Source organism: Oscillospiraceae bacterium NTUH-002-81 (assembly GCA_032620915.1).
In the GTDB taxonomy this organism is placed as follows: Bacteria; Bacillota; Clostridia; order Lachnospirales; family Lachnospiraceae; genus JAGTTR01.
Window position 1 is genome coordinate 3,564,656 of sequence record CP136052.1, and the last position, 22,013, is coordinate 3,586,668.

Sequence of the window (22,013 nt, forward strand, 5' to 3'; positions counted from 1 at the left end):
CCTTCTAGCGTTTCTCTACGCCAAGAGTCACCTGCTCGCCATTGATGCTCCACTCTTTCACATATCCAACGGTCTGCTCTTCCAGTATCTCGTCAGCAAGAACCTCTGCCTTAATTATAGCCGCATTCTTTTTAAATATGCCCGCGATCTTATCATTGCCCTCGTAAGAAACAGCAATACGGTCCATCACCTCAAATCCGGCTTCCTTACGCATGGTCTGGATCTTGCTGATGATCTCACGCACAAAGCCCTCTTCCAGCAGCTCCGGTGTCAGGTTTGTATCCAGCACAACAGTCACATCGCCGTCACCCTCAGATACATAGCCTTCCATCTGTGCCATGTCGATAAGCAGATCATCTTTCGTCAGATCTACAGCCTCGCCATTGACCTCAAAGTGCAGGACGCCCTTCTCGTTCAGCTCATCCATAGCCGCGTTGCCGTCCAGTGCTGCCAGATGCTGCCTGATGCCGCCCAGCAATTTGCCGTATTTCGGTCCGACGGTCTTCAGCTGCGGTTTGAAGGTATAGGTTGTAAAATCACGCACGTCCTGGGTAAATACAACCTTCTTGATGTTCAGCTCATCCTCGATGATCTCCTTGTAGAAATCAGACAGCTCCTTGTCCGCTTTGATAAACATGGTGCCGATGGGCTGACGGTTCTTGATGTTGGCGGTGTTCCGGCATGCACGGCCCATCACAACAATTTCCAGAACCTCATCCATATCTTTTTCCAGACCGGTGTTAATCCACTCCTCTTTCACAGCCGGGAAATCACACAGATGGATGCTCTCCGGTGCAGTCTTGTCAATGCTTCTTACCAGATTCTGGTAAATATCCTCAGTCATGAACGGGATCATGGGCGCTGCTGCCTTGGCGATGGTCACCAGGGAGGTGTACAGCGTCATGTAGGCATTGATCTTATCCTGCTCCATGCCCTTTGCCCAGAAACGCTCACGGCTTCTTCTGACATACCAGTTACTTAAGTCGTCCACGAACTCCTGCAGCGCTCTTGCAGCCTCCGGGATCCGGTAGTTGGCCAGATGATTGTCCACAGCCTTCACCACAGAGTTCAGCTTGGACAGAATCCATTTGTCCATGACAGCCAGTTTGTCATAGTCCAGTGTATATTTTGTCGCATCAAAATTGTCAATATTCGCATACAGCACAAAGAATGCGTAGGTGTTCCACAGAGTTCCCATGAATTTGCGCTGACCTTCCATGACGGCCTTGCCGTGGAAACGGTTGGGCAGCCAGGGCGCACTGTTAATGTAGAAATACCAGCGGATGGCGTCTGCGCCGTACTGCTCCAGCGCGTCAAACGGATCCACCGCATTTCCCTTGGATTTACTCATCTTCTGGCCGTTCTCATCCTGCACGTGGCCCAGAACGATAACGTTCTTATAAGGCGCCTTGTTGAAGATCAGGGTAGAGATGGCCAGCAGGGAATAGAACCAGCCCCTTGTCTGGTCTACAGCCTCGGAAATAAAGTTTGCCGGGAACTGCTGCTCGAACAGGTCCTTATTTTCAAACGGATAATGATGCTGTGCGAACGGCATGGAACCGGAATCGAACCAGCAGTCAATGACCTCGGGTACCCGGTGCATCTGCTTGCCGCAGTGCGGGCACTTGATGGTCACAGCGTCAATGTACGGGCGGTGCAGCTCGATATCCTCCGGGCAGTTGTCGGACATTTCCTTCAGCTCTGCGATGCTGCCGATGGAATGCATGTGGCCGCACTCGCACTCCCAGATATTTAAGGGCGTGCCCCAGTACCGGTTCCGGCTGATGCCCCAGTCCTGTACGTTCTCCAGCCAGTCGCCAAAACGGCCCTTGCCGATGCTCTCCGGGATCCAGTTGATGGTGTTGTTATTGCGGATCAGGTCATCCTTCACAGCAGTCATGCGGATGAACCAGGATTCTCTTGCATAGTAGATCAGCGGGGTGTCGCAGCGCCAGCAGTGCGGGTAGCTGTGCTCGAACTTGGGCGCGTCGTACAGAAGTCCTTTCTCATCCAAATCCTTCAGGATCATCGGGTCTGCTTTCTTACAGAACGTACCAGCCCACGGTGTCTCCTGGGTCATCTCACCCTTGGCGTCTACCAGCTGTACAAACGGCAGGTCGTATTTGCGGCCCACGTTGGCATCGTCTTCACCAAAGGCAGGTGCGATATGAACGACACCAGTACCATCGGTCATGGTAACGTACGTGTCGCAGGTCACATAATGGCCCTTCTTGTGCTGTTTTTCACAGATCTCTCCGGTAAATGCGTACAGCGGTTCGTACTCCTTGCCTTCCAGATCGGTACCCTTGTACTCCTCCAGAATCTCATAAGCCGGTGTATCCTCGGTAGCCAGCTTGCCCAGCACCTTGTCCAGCAGGGCCTTTGCCATATAGTAAACATAGCCGTCAGCTGCTTTTACTTTTACATACTCCTCTTCCGGGTTCACGCAGAGCGCCACGTTGGACGGCAGTGTCCAAGGCGTGGTCGTCCATGCCAGAATGTAGGCATCCTCGCCCTTTACCTTGAAGCGGACGATGGCGGAACGCTCTTTCACGTCCTTATAACCCTGTGCCACCTCATGGCTGGACAGCGGGGTGCCGCAGCGCGGGCAGTAAGGAACGATCTTGAAGCCCTTGTACAGCAGCTTCTTCTCCCAGATCTGTTTCAGCGCCCACCACTCGGACTCGATAAAGTTATTATCATAGGTAACATACGGGTGATCCATGTCGGCCCAGAAACCAACGGTGTTGGAGAAATCCTCCCACATGCCCTTGTATTTCCAGACACTCTCTTTACAATGCTTGATAAACGGCTCCAGACCATACTCCTCGATCTGCTCCTTGCCGTCCAGGCCCAGCATCTTCTCCACTTCCAGCTCTACCGGCAGTCCGTGGGTATCCCATCCGGCCTTTCTCGGTACCATGTAGCCTTTCATGGTGCGGTATCTCGGGATCATATCCTTGATAACACGGGTCAGCACGTGTCCGATATGCGGCTTGCCGTTGGCAGTCGGCGGGCCGTCATAAAACGTATACGTCTCTCCCTGTTTGCGCTGCTCGATACTCTTCTCGAAAATATGGTTCTCTCGCCAGAACTCTTCTGTCTTCTTTTCTCTTTCAACAAAATTCATATTTGTCGAAACCTTCTGATACATTGTTCTTCCTCCTTGTCAGATTCTCCGTAGAACTTCATGTTTTACGAAATAAAAAAACTTTCGCTCCTGTAATCAGGACGAAAGTTTCGCTACCACCTTATTACTGTATACATCCGATGCACGGCACCTTCGATATACGCTCCCTGTAACGGTGGAAAACCGTCAGATTCTACTTGCACCCTGCCTGCGGCAGGCCGTTCGGTCTGAGACTCCAAAGGGATCTTCTCCTTCCTCTACCGAATGTCAGCTCTCACCTGCCCTGACTCTCTGGGATTCCTCAAGAAAAGATACTGTCTTTTTCATAGTCTTTTACGAAAGCCATTATACGGAAAAAGCGCCGTATTGTCAAGGGTTTTCGGATGGCGCTCTCCTGTTCTGCTCCCACCAGTTCAGCCGCGCCATTCGCAAAATCGCACTGCCGTGCTCCCCGCCGCTTCGCAGCTCATTTTTGCTCATATGATGGTGCTCACTCGATGCTTCTCGGCAGGCAGCTTTTCGTGCAAGCCCGAAAGCTGCCCACCGGAATCATCGCTGAACTGGTGTTTCTTAAATTTCTGTTATATTCTGCCAGGAACCTTGCAATCATTTTTGCAATCCCCTATAATGGAAAGAAATATTGTTTCACCCAATTAAGGAGTTATCATGAAATTATCGCATAAATTACTGACAATTCTTTTAGCCGGAATTGTCGTTTTTTCGTCTGGGGGGATTTCTTCCTATGCCTCGCAGACGACGGGAAGCAACCAGTCGAAGACGCAGACCACCGGCGGCTCGGGCAGCAGTACAGCTACAGGAACAGCCGGGGAGGATGCCTCCGAGGAGGACGGGGAAAACGGCGCGGACATCGAGGCGGAGATTCCCGAGATCCCGGTGGAGTCCAACGAGATCGACGGCTGGCCCCAGGGGCCCCAGGTCAGCGCAGAGTCCGCCATTGTCATGGAGGCGCAGACCGGCACGATCCTCTATGCCAAGAACATTGACGCCGCCGAGTATCCAGCCAGCATCACCAAGATCATGACGGTGCTTCTGGCACTGGAGAACTGCTCCATGGACGAGACGGTGACGTTTTCAGAGAATGCGGTATTCAGCATTGAGCGGGGCAGCAGCCACATCGCCCGCACCACAGACGAAGAGCTGACGATGGAGCAGTGCCTGTATGCCATCATGCTGGAATCTGCCAATGAATGCGCCAACGCGGTGGCGGAGCACATCGCCGGTTCCACGGAAGCCTTTGCGGACATGATGAACCAGAAAGCAGCCGATCTGGGATGCACCAACACCCATTTCGTGAACCCCCCATGGCCTCCACGATCCCGAGCATTACACCTCGGCCCATGATATGGCGCTCATCACCCAGGCCGCGCTGAAATACGACAAGTTCCGGGAGATTGCCGGAACTGTCCGCTACACGATCCCTCCCACAAACAAGAACGAAAATGAGCTGATGATGAATAACCATCACTGCATGATCAGTACATACAAGACGTCCAAATATCTGGACAGCACGGTGTTTGCCGGAAAGACCGGTTTCACCACAGACGCGCTGAACACGCTGGTGACCTGTGCACACCGCAGTGAGATGGATGTGATCTGTGTTATCCTGCGCGGCCCCAGCGGCACCGCCTATCCGGACACGGCATCTCTTCTGGACTATGTTTCCAACCATTTCAGCCCGGCAGAGCTTCCTGCTGCTTATGCTGATCTGCCGGATACGGTCACTTCCCAGATCAGCGCCCAGGCGGGCAGCTCCGTGGATACTGCCAATATCACACTGGCTGACGGCAGCAACACCTATGCGGCCATTCCCGACGGCACCACACTGGCTGATCTGACCCCGCAGGTTTCTGTCCAGACCGGCGCGGACAGCGCCCCCACCGCAGAAATCGCCTGGTACTACGGGGCAAATCAGGACGTCTGCGTGGGCAGGCAGCAGCTTATCCTTCCCCTGATCCAGACCGCAGCCGCGTCTGATGCCGATTCCTCTCTGGACGTAAAACTAAACCAGGAAGAGCCCAGAAAGTCCATCCCCTGGGGCACCCTGAAAATCATCCTTATCGTGCTGGTGGTTCTGGTGATCCTTGGCATTCTCGTCACAGGCATCCTGCTCATCCACGCAAAAAAAGAACGGGAAAAACAGCGCCGCAGAAGAGCGCGGATGCGGGAGCGGAACCTGCGCAGGATCCGCCGGGAGATCGACACCATGGCAGACCTGGATGATGACACATACACGGAAGAAGATCCTTTTTCCAATTTATAATCTGGCTCCGGTTGGCTGCCTGCGCTAAGTCACATTCAAAACACGATCCTATCGCACAAGAAAAAGCTTTGCAGGCCCTTTTACTCCTGCAAAGCTTTCTTTTTGCGTTTTTCTTTGATATGCTCTTTTCGCTCCCGGATGCCTTCCGCTTCCTCGGAGCTCACCAGTTTTAGCGTCTTCACGGCAAATACCTTACCGTTTTCGGCCTTTTTCAGGCGGATTTTTCCTTTCAGATACCCATGCTCCTCACAGCAGGACACGCTGTAATACAGCCTGCTGCCGCCGGAAAACCACCGCAGCTTCTTTTTCGCCGGATTCCCCACACAGGTAACAGCGGGTGCTCAACACCTCCCGGTCCTTCATGGCCCGTTCTTTTGTCGCAAACTCCCGGGAAATATACTTGCTGTATGTGTCGAATACCACGTAAACCTCTTCCTTACGGTTCTTCGGCGTCCGATAATAGTCAATGGAATAATTTTTCAGAACGGCCCGGGGCAGCCCCTCCAGGATCAGCGCCGTGTAGTAGGCGTCGCTCTTTGCCCGGTGGAACGCCTCGTCCTTGTCAAATTTCAGATAGTCGATGGCATATTCCAGACTTCTGCGGCTCTTACGATCCTCGTAGGCAATGGAAAACAGCTTCTGCACATCATAATACACCAGCGGATAGCCCAGATGCCCGTCGATATCGTAATATTTCATGTTCCGCTGCAGCTCGGTGAGATCCATCATGCCCCAGGTGCAGAACCGGTAATCGCTGCCGCACCAGTCAAAAAACCGCCGGATCACATCCGGGAACGCGCCGCCGTGGGACAGCTGCTCCATATCCAGATGAATGAGCTCCTGGGTGATGCGGTGCATCTGCCGGTAAATCCGGGGCGCAATGATCTCGCTGAACTCGCTCACGATCTCAAAATCCGCATTTAATTTGATGGCGCCGATCTCCACGATCTCAAAGGGCACTGCCTTATTCTCCGTTCCCTTGCCGTTGGGACTTTGGTTCCATTCCAGATCCAGTACAATATAATCCATCGATCACGCAGCCTCCCCTTCTCTCATGCTTTCCGGCAGGATTCTTCCGGGTGATCTCTCCCGTTTCCTGATTATATTAACGTAACCCCACGCGCTTGTAAAGGATATTTTTTCTGCATCGTGTCTTTTTATCGACACACTTCTCTTTCCCTTTTATTTTCTTTGTTCTATCCTGTTTTATAGAGAAAACACGTGGGGGAAAACGATGAAAAAATCATTTATCAGGATTACATCAACTGCTATGACTGCTGGGTTCGCGCATCCTTTATCCCCGCAGCCTGGGACGCCGAAGGAAACCTGACCCATGTCATGCTCACCGACGAGGGCGCCCGGGCGGAAACCGCCGCCAACGGCAAAGAAGCTGTGGACGCATTCGCCCACAGCTCCCCGCAATATTACGATGTAATTTTGATGGACATGATGATGCCCGTACCATCCCGATTCTTGCCCTCACCGCCAATGCCTTTTCTGATGACATCAGCAAATGCCGGGCCGCCGGAATGAACGCACACCTTTCCAAACCGTTAAATATGAAAACCGTGACGAAGGTCATTCGCCGGTTCACCTGACATTTTTACATGGAAATCCATCCAAACGCATTTGCCACCGAGCTCACAAAGATGATGGCTGCAAAGATCGGACAGAGATACTGGATCATAAAATAGAAGACCCGTTTCCGTTTAAACCTGCTCTCCCCATGCAGTACTTCCTCCTCGACCCGTTTCATCCCGATGACACGGGATACAAGCAGACAGGTGGCAATGGCTGCGATGGGCATCATTACCGAGTTGGTGAGGAAATCAAAGAAATCCAGGAACTGCATGCCAATGATCGTCACCCCGGCCAACGGCCCGTATCCCAGAGAAGAAAGGGTGCCCAGCGCCAGCATGATGATCCCCACCACCAGCGTAGCTTTCTTACGTCCCCATTTCAGTTCATCCTGAAAAGTAGATACCGCACTTTCTGTCAACGCAATAGAGCTGGTCAGTGCCGCACACAGCACCAGCACAAAAAACAGAACACCAATAATCGTACCCATGCCCATGCTCTCGAACACCTTCGGGATCGTGATAAACATGAGAGAAGGGCCTGCATTCAACGTATTCGGATCTCCGCCGGAGAAGGCAAATACCGCCGGAATGATCATCAGTCCGGCCATGATCGCAATGGCCGTATCAAAAATCTCCACACTCGTGGTCGATTCCTCAATCGAAATATCTTTTTTCATATAAGAACCAAAGGTCACCAGAATGCCCATGGCGATAGACAGGGAATAAAACATCTGGCCCATGGCAGACACCACCGTCATCCAGGAGAAATGCTCCAGATTCGGCACCAGGAAATACTTCACACCCGTCAGCGCCCCCGGTCTGGTAATGGAATAAACCGCAATAACGATGGACAGTACCACCAGGACGGGCATCATCACTTTGGATACCCGCTCCACGCCATTCTGCACACCGGCATAGATGACCAGCACCGTCAGCAGCGAAAACACCACAAAACAGAGCTCTGCCGATACGCCGTTGGAAATAAAAGAAGAAAAATAACCGTCCGAAGCTAGCGTGCTGCTCTGTCCCTTCACGTATTCCATCAGATATTTGATGACCCAGCCGCCGATTACCGAATAGTACGGCACGATCAGCAGCGGGATGATGGCATTGATCCAGCCGCCGAAACACAGCCAGCCCGATTTTTTTCCCAGGTTTCGCAAACGCCCCGAAGGCGCCCACCGGGCTTTTGCCCGTCATACGGCCCAGCGCCGTCTCCGCTACGATCATGGAATATCCAAAGGTCAGTGCCAGAACAACGTACACCAGCAGGAAAATACCGCCGCCGTATTTCGCTGCCAGATAGGGGAATCTCCAGATATTCCCAAGTCCTACCGAAGCCCCTGCCGCAGACAGTACAAATCCCAGCTTGCCGGAAAACGTGCTTCTGTTCGTGTGAAGTTGTCCGTGATGTGTCTCCATAATTCTATTCTCTCCCAATACAAGATTTGGGTAATCATTCAGCCACATACCCGGCAGACAGATACTGTGCGCACACAGGAATCCAGATGCATTGATGCATGGCTGAACAATTACCCTTTATGACTACTAGAGTACCAAAAAACGCGAAAAATAGCAACCATCAAAAAGTACAGGCTTCCCACCGGCCTTAAAATACGGTACACTGATACTGTTTGTATGAATGGAAAGGGGTATACGATAAATGAGTATTTTAAATGTTGAACACCTGTCCCACGGCTTCGGCGACCGTGCGATTTTCCACGACGTGTCCTTCCGCCTGCTGAAAGGGGAGCACATCGGGCTCATCGGCGCCAACGGCGAGGGAAAGTCCACCTTCATGAATATCGTCACCGGAAAACTGATGCCCGACGAGGGCAAGATCGAATGGGCGAAAAACGTCCGGGCCGGATACCTGGATCAGCACGCCGTGCTGCAGAAGGGCATGACCATCCGCGACGTGCTGAAATCCGCCTTTTCCTGGCTTTTTGAGATGGAAGAACGGATGAACACCCTGTTTGAACAGATGGGGGAGGCCACCCCCGAGGAAATGGAGGCCATGATGGAGGAGACCGGCACGATCCAGGATCTGCTGACCATGCACGACTTCTATATCATTGATGCCAAAATCGAGGAAATCGGCCGGGCGCTGGGCCTTGCCGACATCGGTCTGGACAAGGATGTCACCGACTTAAGCGGCGGCCAGCGTACCAAGGTGCTGCTGGGCAAGCTCCTGCTGGAAAAGCCGGACATTCTGCTGCTGGACGAGCCCACCAACTACCTGGATGAGCAGCACATCGAGTGGCTGAAACGCTACCTGAACGAGTATGAGAATGCGTTTATCCTCATTTCCCACGACATCCCGTTCCTGAACAGCGTCATCAACCTGATCTATCATATGGAAAATCAGTCCCTCACCCGCTACGTGGGCGACTACGACCATTTCCAGGAGGTTTACGCCGTGCAGAAAGCCCAGCTGGAGGCAGCTTACAAACGCCAGCAGCAGGAAATCAGCGAATTGCAGGATTTCGTTGCCCGCAACAAAGCCCGGGTATCCACCCGAAACATGGCCATGTCCCGGCAGAAAAAGCTGGATAAAATGGAAAAAATCGAGCTGGCCGCCGAGCGTCCCAAGCCGGAATTCCACTTCCAGGAAGCCCGGGCCGCCGGGAAAATCCTTTTCGAAACGAAGGATCTGGTCATCGGTTATGACGAACCGCTGTCCCGCCCCTTAAATCTCTCCATGGAGCGCGGCCAGAAGATTGCCCTTGTGGGCGCCAACGGCATCGGCAAAACCACTCTGCTCAAGAGCATTCTCGGCCTCATCCCGCCCCTGTCCGGTCAGGCACAGCTGGGTGACTACCTGTACATCGGCTACTTCGAACAGGAAATGGCACCGGGAAATACCACCACCTGCATCGAAGAGCTGTGGAAGGAATTCCCCTCCTACACCCAGTACCAGATCCGCTCCGCCCTGGCAAAGTGCGGCCTCACCACCAAGCACATCGAGAGCCAGGTGCGCGTCTTAAGCGGCGGCGAGCAGGCCAAGGTCCGGCTGTGCAAGCTCATCAACCGGGAGACCAACCTCCTGCTGCTGGACGAGCCCACCAACCACCTGGACGTGGACGCCAAAGACGAGCTGAAACGGGCACTGAAGGACTACAGGGGAAGTATCCTGCTCATCTGCCATGAACCTGAGTTCTATCAGGATGTGGTATCTGAGGTGTGGCACTGCGAGGACTGGTCGCTGAAGATTTAAAATTTACAAAGATATTCTCGGCAGATTTGGCGTGACAGTACGAATCTGCCGAGATTCTTATTGCTTTTAAAGCATATAGATTGCCAAATCAACTAAAATCATGTATGGTATTTGTAAAAATAAACGGGAGGAATTTTCTATGAAGACACTGATCGTGATCGATATGCAGAAAGATTTCATCGACGGCTCTCTGGGAACGAAAGAGGCACAGGCCATCGTCCCGAATGTTGCCGCCAAAATAAAAGAATATGAGAAAAACGGAGATGAGATCATTTTCACCCGGGACACCCATGGGGAAGATTATCTGGATACCCCGGAAGGCCGGAAGCTGCCTGTGAAGCACTGCATCAGGGGCACCGACGGCTGGCAGATCGCCGACGGCCTGATGGTAAGCGGCGCTGTCTGTATCGACAAGCCCACCTTCGGCTGGACGCATTGGAATGAACGCCATTTCGACGAAATTGAGCTGGTGGGACTGTGCACAGATATCTGCGTTGTCTCCAACGCCCTGATCCTGAAAGCACAGTTCCCGGAAGTACCCATCACTGTGGATGCAGCCTGCTGTGCCGGTGTCACCCCGGAAAGCCACCAGGCAGCCCTTACCACCATGAAAATGTGCCAGATTGATGTCATTCATGACCAAACAAACGCACGCTGATAGTGTTGTATTCTTCGGCCATTGTCGGTGCGTAGGCATTCGGTTGCGTTTAGCACCCAAACAGTTCTGCTGTCTTTTCCATCCGCTCTGCGATGGGCACACCGAAGGGACACCGCTCTTCACAGGCATGACATCCGATGCACTCGGAGGCTTTGTGCTCCAGCAGTTCATAGTGGGATCTGACACCCGCCGGTACTTCCGGCTGCATGGTGGCCAGATCGTAGAATTTGTTGATCATGGCGATATCCAGGTTTGCCATGCAGGGCTTACAGTGGCCGCAGTAGGTACACTCGCCCCGGTAGGAATGGAAGGGCGCGTTGGCCAGCACGGAAGCATAGTCCTTCTCTTCCGCAGAGGCGGTCTCGTATGCCAGCGCCGCATCTACCTGGGCTTTGGTGTCGTAGCCGCACTCGATGGAACAGACTGCGGGTCTGGTGAGGGCATAGTGGATGCACTGCACCGGAGACAGGCTGACGCCAAAAGGCGAACGTCTGGCATCAAAGAGGCGACCGCCGGCGAAGCCTTTCATGACGGTGATCCCAATGTCATTTTCCTCGCATAATTTGTACAGATACGCCCGCTCTTCATCAATGCCTTTGAATTTTTCATCGAAGGTTTCTGCAAATAACGTCTCAATGTTATCACTGCCCGGCAGCATGTCGAAGGCCGGGTTGATGCTGAACAGGATCATTTCCACATACCCGCACTGGGCCGCCTTGATGGCAACCTTGGGGTTGTGGGAGCTCATGCCGATATGACGGATGATGCCCTTTTCCTTTAATTCCATGACGTAGTCCATGTAATCGGAGTGTTGGATCTGCTCCCACTCTTCCTCCGAATCCACGTAGTGGATCATGCCAATGTCGATATAGTCGGTCTGCAGCCGTTTCAGCAGATCCTCGAAGGTAGGGCGCACGTAGCGCATGTCCCGCGTCCGGTAATACTGCTCATCCTTCCAGGTAGCGCCGATATGGCCCTGGATGTACCACTGTTCCCGGTTTTCCTTGATGCCCTCACCGATGATATTTCTGGATTTCGGATCTGGCATCCAGCAGTCCAGAGTATTGATCCCTTTCGATGACGCATAACGGATCAGCTCCACGCCCTCCGCTTCGGGGTGACGTTCCAGCCATTCCCCGCCAAAACCAATTTCACTGACCTGCAGGCCAGTTTTTCCCAATCTTCTCGTTTTCATAATTTCTCCCTTTTTCTGGCCATATACAGTCCCCTTACTACATACGGCTCTCTTCCTATAAAGATACGCTAAACTTATTTATATTTTCTCGATAAACAATACCCCCAGCGTTCCCGGCCCGCAGTGGCTGGACACGACGCACCCGGCCCTTGTGATAAGAATCTCCTGAAAAACATGCAGGTCTTCCAGGTACTGCCGCACGTCCGCAACGATCTGGGGATCACACCCGGAATGGGTGATGAATACCCGGTCGGGTTTCGCCGCTTTCAGGTCACTTTCCATATCTTTCGTATAGGACATGATGACAGACGCGATTTTACCACGGTATTTCTTCGACGCATCCATGGCGCCGTCCTTCACAACGATCTTCGGATGCAGCTTCAGCACGCCCCCTGCCATGGCTGCCAGCGCACTGCAGCGGCCGCCCCGGCGCAGATACACCAGCGTATCTGTGACAAAGCTTGCCCGTACCCGGGGCCGAAGCGCTTCGATGGCCTCCCGGATCTCTTCCGCCGTTTTGCCCTGCTGCGCAAGAATGGCAGCTTCCACCACCAGATGCCCGATACCGGTGGAAAGATTCTGGGAATCAATGACGGTCACCAGATGCTCTGCCTCCAGTTCCTGTGCCGCCAGACGCATGGCATTGCCGGAGCTTGACATAGAATCTGAAATACTGAAGCAGACAACCTCTCTGCCGGCTTCCACAAAGGGGCGCATCAGTTCCATCGCCTCTTCCATAGACGGCGCGGAGGTCTTTGGCGTAGTGTTGTTCTCATCTGACCATCTGTAGATGTCCTCCGGCGTAATATCCACCCCATCTTTATATTCCTTTTCCCCCAGAAGTACATGAAGCGGCAAAATAGAAATATCATATCTGTCGATCAATTCTCCGGACAAATCACATGTGCTGTCAGAAATAATTTTCACATATTCCATATGCGTCCCAACCTTTCTTTTTTCAATATTTTCCTGCGTCAAAATACAGCCATCCTTTTTCTTCGTCATGCACAGACCAGTTGATGCCATTCATCTGCCATAATTACGGTAGCTTCTGACCAGCAGCGGCAGCTCCGCAATGAGCATGCCGATCCACCCGACCAGATAGGAAATCGGCAGCGCCTCGATCTGCAGAGAAAACACAAACACCAGGATCACAGCTGCGATCACCCGCACGCCCATGTTCACAAAGCTGCTGATCAGCGTCACCTTCAGATCTCCGATGCCCCGGAAATATCCCTGAATGCCGTTGGTGATGGCGGGCAGCAGATACATGAACGAGATCAGCCGCAGATAAGTGGCGCCGTGCCCGCACACCTCCGCATCGCTGGAAAACAGGCGCATCAGCGGATCCGCCAGCAGGAAGCAGACGATAAAGATAAAAATGCCATATACCACTTCAATGCGGATGCCGCACCGAAATGCCTCCTTCAGACGATCCTTCTTCCCGGCCCCTTTGTTCTGCGCCATCAGCGCCGTCATGGCATGGCCGATATTCTGCTCCGGCGTATAGGCAAAATCGTCGATCCGGTTGACCACGGCAAAAGCCGCCGCAATGGAGACACCCATGGAGTTGACGATGGCCTGGATACCCAGTTTTCCCAACTGCACTGTGGCCTGCTGCATGGCAGACGCCCAGCCATAGGCAATCGTCTTTCCCAGCTGTGCCCGGTCAAATACAAGCCATTTTCTGCCCAGCTGCAGAACCGGCACCTTCTTCTGAATATAAATGATACAGAGCAGACAGGACAGTGCCTCGCTGAGCACCGTGGAAATGGCGCAGCCCTCGCTGCCCATGTGCAGATACAGTACAAAGAACAGATCGCCCACAATGTTGACCACCGCACTGGTGATGAGAAAATAGAGCGGCGACTGGCTGTCCCCCAGGGCACGCAAGGTACTTGCAAAAAAATTATACATAAACGTAAACAGAAGCCCGGCAAAAATGATCCGCATATAGTGCATGGTCATCTGCAGAATGGAGGCATCCACCTGCATCAGAAGCAGGATCGGATGCGCAAACACGATACAAAACACCGATAAGAACACCGAAAACACCACACCGGACAGCATGGACGTGCTGATCTGCCGGTGCAGAAGGTCATAATCTTTGGCGCCAAACTGATTCCCCATGAGAATACTGGCCCCCATGCAGAGGCCGTTTAAAAACAGGATAAACAGTGTCGCAATGGGATTGCAGATACCGACCGCCGCCAGTGCCTCCTTACCCACATACCGGCCGACGATCACACTGTCCACCGCATTATAGGTCAGCTGAAAAATATTTCCCAGCACCAGCGGTATCGTAAAACGCACCAGCTGCGGCATAATTTTCCCGGTTGTCAGATCTCTTTCCATATAAACTCCTCTTTTTTGTGCCTATCCTTTACGGTTTTGGCTGATACCGCATATTGGATACATGATAAACCGTAATAAACGCTTTCGGATCCTTCTGATTGATAAATTTCATCAGCTTCTGATATTCGCTCTTATCCACGATGGTGATGATCTCGTTATGTTTTTTCCAAATTATACGCACCGATCGCTTCATACACGGTAGCGCCGCTGTGCAGGTCATGGATGATAAACTGCCGCAGCTCCTCCTCTTTTTCCGTGATGATACAGACGCGCCGCTTGATGTTGTTGTCAAAAATAAAATGATCCAGCACCATGCCATTAAAATATGTACCGAGAATACTCAGTACCACGGTTTTCTTGTCGTACACCAGTGCCGCAGAAAGCGCCACACACATGCCCGAAAGGGACATGGCTTTTCCCAGCTCCATATGCAGATATTTATTCATGATCTTCGCCACAATATCCAGGCCGCCGGAGGACGCATTCCGGTTAAACAAAATGCTCAGGCCCACGCTGACCACCAGAATATAGCAGAGCACATCCAGCTCCTGACTGTCTGTCATGGAACCAAAATCGGGGAATACCTTTTCAAAAAGCCCCAGGAACAACGGCAGCATGATACTTGTATACACCGTTTTCACGCCAAATTCTCTGCCGCACGTCACAAAACCGATGAGCAGCAGCACCACATTCAGGATCATCGTGATGGCCGACAGCGGCAGCGGTACAAAGTTGGACAGCACAATGCCCAGACCCGAAATGCTGCTTACCGACGTATGGCTCGGCACCAGGAAAAAATACACCGCCGCCGCAATGATCGCCACCGCGACGGTCAGAATGACGGTTTCCTTTATGATCTCTATCGCATGCAAATCCTTTTTCACGACTTCATAAACCTCCATAAAAAATGACGGGTGTCTTACCCGCCGTTTGGTGGGCCCAGGTCTTCCGGCCAGCCCAAAGATGCGATCATACGCATCTGTATTGCACGAAAATACTAGCATAAATCAATATTTTTTTCAAGTGGGGGATGTTTATTGACACTCATCCTCATTCAGCTGACTATACAAAAATTCTGTAAGCACATACTTTTACGCAAAGAAAAACAGCAGGTTGTTGGCCTGCTATTAATTAACAACTTTTGTTTTATCATTTAAGTCACTTCTGGAGCTGCTTTGTAATATAAGTTCTGGATGATCCATGGATATCAAGCGCATTTAAAGCCTGCTCCAATGTAAGCTGTAAATTTTCCATAAGTTTTTTACTTTTGTCACATCTCGTTCATCCGCATATTCTTTTGCATATTCTTTTACTGATTCTTTTACTGATTCACACATAATTTCACGGTCTCCGCTTCGCTCCGGTCGGTTCTAACCGGATGTCCACCGGACATCCAGAACCCTTCCTCAGTTTCCTTGAAATGTTTTACCCCATCAGCCAATGCCTTATAATGCATATCCTCTGATTCCTTTTGGTGAAAGTCTTCTATAAGCTGAGCAATCTCACCTTCGCCCTTGTAACTACCATTCACATATATAATATGCGAACCGTCCTCAAAAAGTTTTCCAGTCTCCCTGACATATCGGTCAATATGATATATCGGTAATCCTTCCTTGAATTTATCTTTTTTATAGATAAAAATCACGTAGGAATCCTTGAGTTCTTTAAAATCCTGACTTACTTTCAACATTCTGGCATCAACCATACTGCTATGGAATCTTGCACGTTCCACAGCTGCACCCTTTACATCGCCCTGAACTTCTATATCAATCTCTTTCCCATGAGAGTCTATTGCATGTACATCCAGAGTAATATTACGGCCATCTACCAGAGGATTCTTCAACTCATCCTGTCCATCCACCCTGATTACCTTAATGTCTTCTCCAAGAATAATGCGAAGTATAAGCTCTGTCGCTTCTATATTTTTATCAAACACATGACTCATCAGATCATCATCAAAAAGAGTCATATCATCAACGAGTTTATTTACCCGTTTCTGCTGGTTTTCATCGTAGCACGAATTTACCTGACTTACAAATTAAATTTACATAAGATAGGTTTATCTATCGGTCTGAATAGTGACTTATGCGATACTTTCCGCCATCCAACTGGATCCACCGGAATTCCTTTTCTTTAAAAGGTTATAAATAGTAGGTCTGCTGACTCCTAAGATTTCCTGTAACTCCTGAACTGTATAACATCTTTTCTCTGACATTTCTTTATCCTCTTTTCTTTGAAATACGAAAGAAAAATTATTCCTTCATATAACGAAACGCTCAGAGCATGTTTTACAGTGGTCAAAAGCAATCTTTTTGAATTTTTTGCATTTTTTCTGAAATTAAGTAAAAAAAAGAGCATATGGAGTTTGAATCCATACACTCTATGATTAATAATATTATTATTTTTAGTGGTTATTGATTAATGCCTTGAGTTTCGCCCCCCCCCGCCGGATTTTATGCTTCTGATCGTCTTTTCCAACACCCTCATCTCAACCGGTTTTGAAACATGAGCATTCATACCGGCTGCCAGAGAATGCTGAATATCCTCCGAGAATGCATTGGCGGTCATTGCAATAATCGGAATCTTCTTTGCCAACTCATGAGAACTTCTGCGGATTGCCCTCGTTGCCTCATAACCATTCATAACAGGCATCTGCACATCCATCAGGATCATGTCATAATCCCCTGGTGCAGACTTTTCAAATGTCTTCAAAATCTCTTCACCATTTTCACAGATGGTACATTCTGCACCCTCAATCTTTAACAGTTCCGTCAGGATTTCTGCATTCAGCTCATTATCCTCCGCACACAGGAATCTCATTCCTTGAAAGATATTATCATTCTGTTCATTCTTTTCTTCCTGTACTGCTGACGAAACAGATCTATTTTCTGCAATTCTCAGATCTATAAGAACCTCAAAACAGCTTCCCTGGCTCAGTTCACTCTCCACATCAATGGTGCCTCCCATTGCTTCAACCAGATTTTTGGTAATAGCCATTCCAAGACCGGTTCCCTGTATCTTATTCGTCACAGAATCTTCAGCACGAGTAAACGGATCAAAAATTGTCTTCTTGAAATCTGCCGACATTCCCATTCCATTATCGCTGACTAAGAAACGGTACTTTGCGTAGACAGATGACTTTGTCTCACATTCTTCTACCAGAAACTGAATTTTTCCACCTTCCTGCGTATACTTCACTGCATTAGAAAGCAAGTTGTTGAAAATCTGCATTAAATGAACCTGGTCCCCATTTACCCACTCATGCCGGATATTTTCTTTTGTGACAGTAAGCGTCTGATTTTTCTCAGCTATCTGTGGGTGGAATATGGTATTGAGTTCTGTAATAAAATCCAAAATGGAAAAATCTGTATACTTAAAAACTGTTTTTCCTGCCTCAATCTTACTCATATCAAGAACATCATTAATGATTCCTAACAGATGCTGTGATGAAATGTCTATTTTATCTGCATACTCTATTACTTTATCTTTATTTCCGGCATCATGTCTGATCAATGATGTCATTCCGATAATTGCATTCATTGGTGTACGAATATCATGTGACATGTTGGACAGGAAATCTGTTTTCGCCTTATTTGCATTTTCAGCTGTCTGCAGTGCTTCCGTTGTAATGTCCTTTGCCTTTTTCAGTTTTTTATTGGACGCTTCCATTTCCCTCAATGCCTGCATCTGAATCTCATTATTTCTTTTTTCATATTCAGCTTTTTGATCAGCAAGATTGCATCTGGAAATACTGTAGAATAATCCGACAAAAAGCAAAAGTATAAAACCTGCCATGAGTATTGTCGCAAACACTATCGTTTTCTGATAATCTCTCAGCACATTATCTACGACACCTTTTTCTACAATGCAGATCAGCATGGTGTTATTATTTTCTATCGGACAGTATCCCAGATAGTAAGGTTTGTCATTTCCCAGGAGTTCTACTCCCTGCTCTCTGCCATCCAGCTTTTTTTTGAGTGAATCAGCCTCTTCCTCTGTGATAGCCTGTCCTCCTTTTAAATGTTTTAACAGGGAATAGTTTCTAAAAAATTTATCTTCCTGCTGGTTTGTATAAGTTATATTTCCGTCATTGTCCAGCATAAACAGATACGCATTCCCATTATAGCTTTTCACACTTAACATGGAATCTAATTTTGAATGATTATACACAGTTCCAATTGCCGTATAAGTTTCCCCATTAATCATATATTCCTGACATGGAATTGCAACCAGATAACTATCTTTTTTCTTCTGCTCATAATCAAGAGAAACCAATTTTCCAATATTATATCCGTTCTTCAACTCCAACAAAAGTTTACTTGGCATGTCAACCCGAATTTTTGTTCCATCAGTGGTGATTGCCTTTCCATTTTCCTGGAGAAATATGAGTGTACTTTCAGATTCTTTTTGCCATGCCTCAAAGAACTTTTTGTTACTATCTAGTTCAAGAGATCTTTCTTCCTCTTGAATAAGAGCATCCTCAAGCATATGCAGCTGACTGTAGTATCCATTCACCTGCAGATCATAGGTCTGCTGTATCTGTTCAATAACGGCTCCCATACTGCTTTTCCCGTTTTCCGCAATATAGCTGTTCATCCTGTTTAAAAGGAGTTTTACAAAAATCAAACTTGAAAAGATAAGAATTAGAAAAAACAATGGTACTATGATCTTTTTTCTTTTTGTTATCGCTTGTTCTGTTCCCACTTTTATTTTTCAACCTCTATATAATCTTCCGGTGCTGACGGCTGCTGTCCGTTTGCCGTTGCTGCGGTCCATGCACTTGATAATGTTGTGTTCCCAAGCTGCCTGATCTCACATTCCGGATTTATTTTTTCCAAAATAGACATTGTGGTGTTTGTAAGAAGAATAGAATACTCCTTTTCTTTGTCTATTTTTTCCTTATTTACTTCTATGTCCTTTAATGAGAATCCGTTTTCCTCTTGCCTGACGATTATTTTCATACCGGATGCAATTGGTAATTCATATTTATTGATTACACGAAATTTCTCATCGGACTCAGCAAGATATTTCTCCGCAAGCTCATAAACCTCTTTGCCATTGATCTTTGCCAGGTATAATGATGTATCTGAACTCTTTGCTGTCATCAGACCAACCCGGCTGTCGGTACACTCCCCTTTGTAAATGGAAGAAGTAAAATAATAATATGGCACCAGCGCCAGCTGCGCATCATTTTCCTCTCTGATCGTAGTTAAAATAGAAGATGCCGCATCACGACCGTTTTTATCATTTAGTGAAATGGCATATTCGTTTTCAAAATTTACTGTGATTTTTTCTTTTGAATCCTTACGATTCATTGTGCTGCGAAAAGCATCATAAGCCTGTGTTTCATCCATTTCCCCTGACAATAATCCGTGAACGGCCTTAAGGCTGGCCTCAAATGATTTTTGAGCAGAATATCGGATATAAACAGAATTATTATTAATTTCATTTTCCAGGCCAGGTACATCTTCCATCATGTTTGGAACATCTACATTTAATGAAATTACACCCTTTCCATCTGCAATCAACGTTTGTCCTTCTTTTGAAATCATACAATCCAGGACATCGAATGCCAGGTCCAGTTTTTCCTGATCTTTTTCCAGATCTTTGTTGAATGCAATATTCAAAGAAGGGGTCATATTTATAAAAGCTTCATCCGAAATCTGTGAAAAAAACGGTATACGGGTTAATTCTGCATCCATCTGTTCCTGATATTCCTGCATAAGTGCCGGATAACCATGAAACATTGCTGCTTTTCCCTCAAGGAACATCTGCGCTGCAGTATTAATATCGACGCTGATATCATCTTTCGCAAAATGTGAGTCCTTCAGAAATGTATGGGTTTCTGAAAAAATACGTTTCCATAATGCATCATCAAACGCGATATCCCCTGATGCACTTTCAGCTGATCTTCTCCATTCGATTCCATCCAGACTCATGAATTCACCAATTGCACCTGCCTGAATCACCTCATGAGCAGACCAGTCTTCTGCAAGATCCAGGGAATACGGTTTTATACCATTATCATAAAATTGCTGGCACGCCTGTGCATATTCCTTATAATTTTTCGGTATCTTGATTCCATACTGTTCAAACAATGTCTTGTTGGCAATGATTGTCTGCGGCATACCGCAGACAGGAAGCCACTGAATCTCATCTTTTGAATTTTTATAGTATTGCAATGCATAGGAGTAATACCTGGAAACAACATCATAAGAAGCAAAATCCATAAGATATGGCTCCAGATCCTGTGCATCTGTTCCTGAGAATCGACGCACGGTTATGACATCCGGCAGTTCACCATGTTCTTCAAAATAGCTGTATAAATCGGTATCATTATTACCTGTAATAAACTCAATATCCTGATCTGGAAACTGCTCATAGATATAGGGTACAATATTTTTCATTAAACTATTTTCCCACAGATACACAGTAAGATGATCATCATTTTTAGATACCGCTTTTTGAGATTGTCCACATCCAGGCAAAACAGTAGCTGCTACAAGCACCCCTGACAATAACGCTATCAGATAATGTTTTACCTTTTCCATACTCGTATTTTCCTCATTCTTTCCTGATAAAATCATTAATTCAATAATTGGGAAGCAATTACAGCCAGCTTTCCAGAACATTATTCAGCTTATTCATATCCAACGGTTTCGCAAGATGTCCATTCATGCCTGTATTTTTTGGCTAGCTGTACGTCTTCTGCAAAAGCATTGGCAGTCATGGCAATAATTGGCAGCTTTCCCTGGTCACCAGGAAGGCTCCTGATTGCTGCGGTTGCCTCATAACCATTCATTACAGGCATTTGGATATCCATAAAAATAAGGTCATATAAGCCTTTCGGAGAAGCTTCCACTTTTTCAACTGCAATTTTTCCATTTTCATTTTATAAAAAGCCTCTCTTCGTTTTACGCCTTCTTCATCCTGCTTTTCTCTGTATACAGAGAACTTTTCTCACACATTTTGGCATACAAAAAGGACACCTGCGACAATCTGCCAGTGCCCTTTCTACATTTCTTTAAGATCACGCATTCATATCGTATAAGATTTATCAAAATCTCTTCCGTTCTCACATTTTTCCATATATGATATGGAAACAGTAGCAACCGGCTGACCTGGTCAAAATTCCTGACTTTAGCCCCTTCTAGCTTTGCGTCCCTGCTTTTCAACAAGTTTGCCTTTAAATAATTTCCATTTTTCCCAAAATAAAAATACCATGAAGTTTTTTACACGTCAATAATATTGGATGGAAAATCTGTATATTTTTTTATCTTGATACACTTCATTAATCAAAGTCACTATTCTTGCTTCCAGATTTTAATTTTACATTCATTAATTATCAATAACCTCCCCGCTATTTTTTACAATATTTTTATTCAAGTACTCTGCCATAAAAAAACTTTATCGTTTTAACGTAAACATATTGTCTTTTATCAGAAAATTTATTGTGTTTTTCAACTTCTGTGATATAATGCTTTATTATAAAATACCCATGGATAAAACGAGGTGAACCAAGTGAAGAAGAAAACACTTGTGCCTCTTATCATTTTTTTTACTGGGAATATGCCTTGTTAGTTTAATTGTATACAAA

The 22,013-nt window shown here is 48.0% G+C and carries 15 protein-coding genes, 3 pseudogenes and 1 riboswitch; of the genes and pseudogenes, 5 read left to right on the plus strand and 13 right to left on the minus strand.

Annotated elements, in window-relative coordinates; translation table 11 throughout:
- Positions 1–4 precede the first annotated feature (4 nt).
- Positions 5–3,154, minus strand: coding sequence for an isoleucine--tRNA ligase (ileS, locus tag RJD28_17680; protein ID WNV57961.1), 3,150 nt, complete (start codon positions 3,152–3,154; stop codon positions 5–7).
- A 642-nt stretch (positions 3,155–3,796) separates the two neighbouring features.
- On the opposite strand from ileS, the gene RJD28_17685 reads away from it, so the two are divergent.
- Positions 3,797–4,492, plus strand: coding sequence for a serine hydrolase (locus tag RJD28_17685; protein WNV57962.1), 696 nt, complete (start codon positions 3,797–3,799; stop codon positions 4,490–4,492).
- Between the two features lies 1 nt (position 4,493).
- Positions 4,494–5,411 (plus strand): hypothetical protein, encoded by a 918-nt coding sequence (locus tag RJD28_17690; GenBank protein ID WNV57963.1) that lies wholly within the window; start codon positions 4,494–4,496, stop codon positions 5,409–5,411.
- A gap of 80 nt (positions 5,412–5,491) precedes the next feature.
- On the opposite strand, the gene RJD28_17695 is transcribed toward RJD28_17690, so the two are convergent.
- Together RJD28_17695 and RJD28_17700 are read right to left on the minus strand one after the other, a co-directional pair.
- On the minus strand, positions 5,492–5,671 hold the full coding sequence (locus RJD28_17695; GenBank protein WNV57964.1) for a hypothetical protein: 180 nt from the start codon (positions 5,669–5,671) through the stop codon (positions 5,492–5,494).
- Positions 5,658–6,440, minus strand: coding sequence for a 3'-5' exonuclease (locus tag RJD28_17700; GenBank protein ID WNV57965.1), 783 nt, complete (start codon positions 6,438–6,440; stop codon positions 5,658–5,660). The genes RJD28_17695 and RJD28_17700 overlap by 14 nt, the downstream gene beginning before the upstream one ends.
- 192 nt (positions 6,441–6,632) lie before the next feature.
- Here RJD28_17700 and RJD28_17705 point away from each other — a divergent pair, with 192 nt between their 5' ends.
- Positions 6,633–6,944, plus strand: a complete 312-nt coding sequence (locus RJD28_17705; protein ID WNV57966.1) for a hypothetical protein — start codon at positions 6,633–6,635, stop codon at positions 6,942–6,944.
- A gap of 70 nt (positions 6,945–7,014) precedes the next feature.
- Here RJD28_17705 and RJD28_17710 read toward each other — a convergent pair.
- A pseudogene (locus RJD28_17710) lies at positions 7,015–8,413 on the minus strand (sodium-dependent transporter).
- A gap of 241 nt (positions 8,414–8,654) precedes the next feature.
- Here RJD28_17710 and RJD28_17715 point away from each other — a divergent pair.
- Positions 8,655–10,208: an ABC-F family ATP-binding cassette domain-containing protein gene (locus RJD28_17715; GenBank protein WNV57967.1), complete on the plus strand. Its 1,554-nt coding sequence runs from the start codon at positions 8,655–8,657 to the stop codon at positions 10,206–10,208.
- 139 nt (positions 10,209–10,347) lie between these two features.
- The gene (locus tag RJD28_17720; GenBank protein WNV57968.1) at positions 10,348–10,866 is read left to right on the plus strand and encodes an isochorismatase family cysteine hydrolase; all 519 of its coding nucleotides are present in this window, start codon (positions 10,348–10,350) and stop codon (positions 10,864–10,866) included.
- A 49-nt stretch (positions 10,867–10,915) separates the two neighbouring features.
- On the opposite strand, the gene RJD28_17725 is transcribed toward RJD28_17720, so the two are convergent.
- The 9 genes and pseudogenes from RJD28_17725 to RJD28_17765 all read right to left on the minus strand — a co-directional run bounded on the left by RJD28_17725 (position 10,916) and on the right by RJD28_17765 (position 21,278).
- The gene (locus tag RJD28_17725) at positions 10,916–12,061 is read right to left on the minus strand and encodes an aldo/keto reductase (GenBank protein WNV57969.1); all 1,146 of its coding nucleotides are present in this window, start codon (positions 12,059–12,061) and stop codon (positions 10,916–10,918) included.
- 78 nt (positions 12,062–12,139) lie between these two features.
- A complete protein-coding gene (locus tag RJD28_17730; GenBank protein ID WNV57970.1) occupies positions 12,140–12,997 on the minus strand; it encodes a DegV family protein in 858 nt (285 codons plus the stop codon).
- A gap of 90 nt (positions 12,998–13,087) precedes the next feature.
- On the minus strand, positions 13,088–14,416 hold the full coding sequence (locus RJD28_17735) for an MATE family efflux transporter (GenBank protein ID WNV57971.1): 1,329 nt from the start codon (positions 14,414–14,416) through the stop codon (positions 13,088–13,090).
- A 28-nt stretch (positions 14,417–14,444) separates the two neighbouring features.
- Positions 14,445–15,300: pseudogene (locus tag RJD28_17740) on the minus strand (YitT family protein).
- 437 nt (positions 15,301–15,737) lie between these two features.
- A complete protein-coding gene (locus RJD28_17745; GenBank protein ID WNV57972.1) occupies positions 15,738–16,361 on the minus strand; it encodes a PD-(D/E)XK nuclease family transposase in 624 nt (207 codons plus the stop codon).
- 118 nt (positions 16,362–16,479) lie between these two features.
- A pseudogene (locus tag RJD28_17750) lies at positions 16,480–16,631 on the minus strand (helix-turn-helix domain-containing protein).
- A gap of 203 nt (positions 16,632–16,834) precedes the next feature.
- Positions 16,835–19,120: an ATP-binding protein gene (locus RJD28_17755; protein ID WNV57973.1), complete on the minus strand. Its 2,286-nt coding sequence runs from the start codon at positions 19,118–19,120 to the stop codon at positions 16,835–16,837.
- 2 nt (positions 19,121–19,122) lie between these two features.
- Positions 19,123–20,967: an ABC transporter substrate-binding protein gene (locus RJD28_17760; protein WNV57974.1), complete on the minus strand. Its 1,845-nt coding sequence runs from the start codon at positions 20,965–20,967 to the stop codon at positions 19,123–19,125.
- An 89-nt stretch (positions 20,968–21,056) separates the two neighbouring features.
- Complete coding sequence (locus RJD28_17765) at positions 21,057–21,278, minus strand: response regulator (GenBank protein WNV57975.1); 222 nt, start codon at positions 21,276–21,278, stop codon at positions 21,057–21,059.
- A gap of 242 nt (positions 21,279–21,520) precedes the next feature.
- Positions 21,521–21,611, minus strand: a riboswitch (cyclic di-GMP riboswitch).
- Positions 21,612–22,013: the final 402 nt, after the last annotated feature.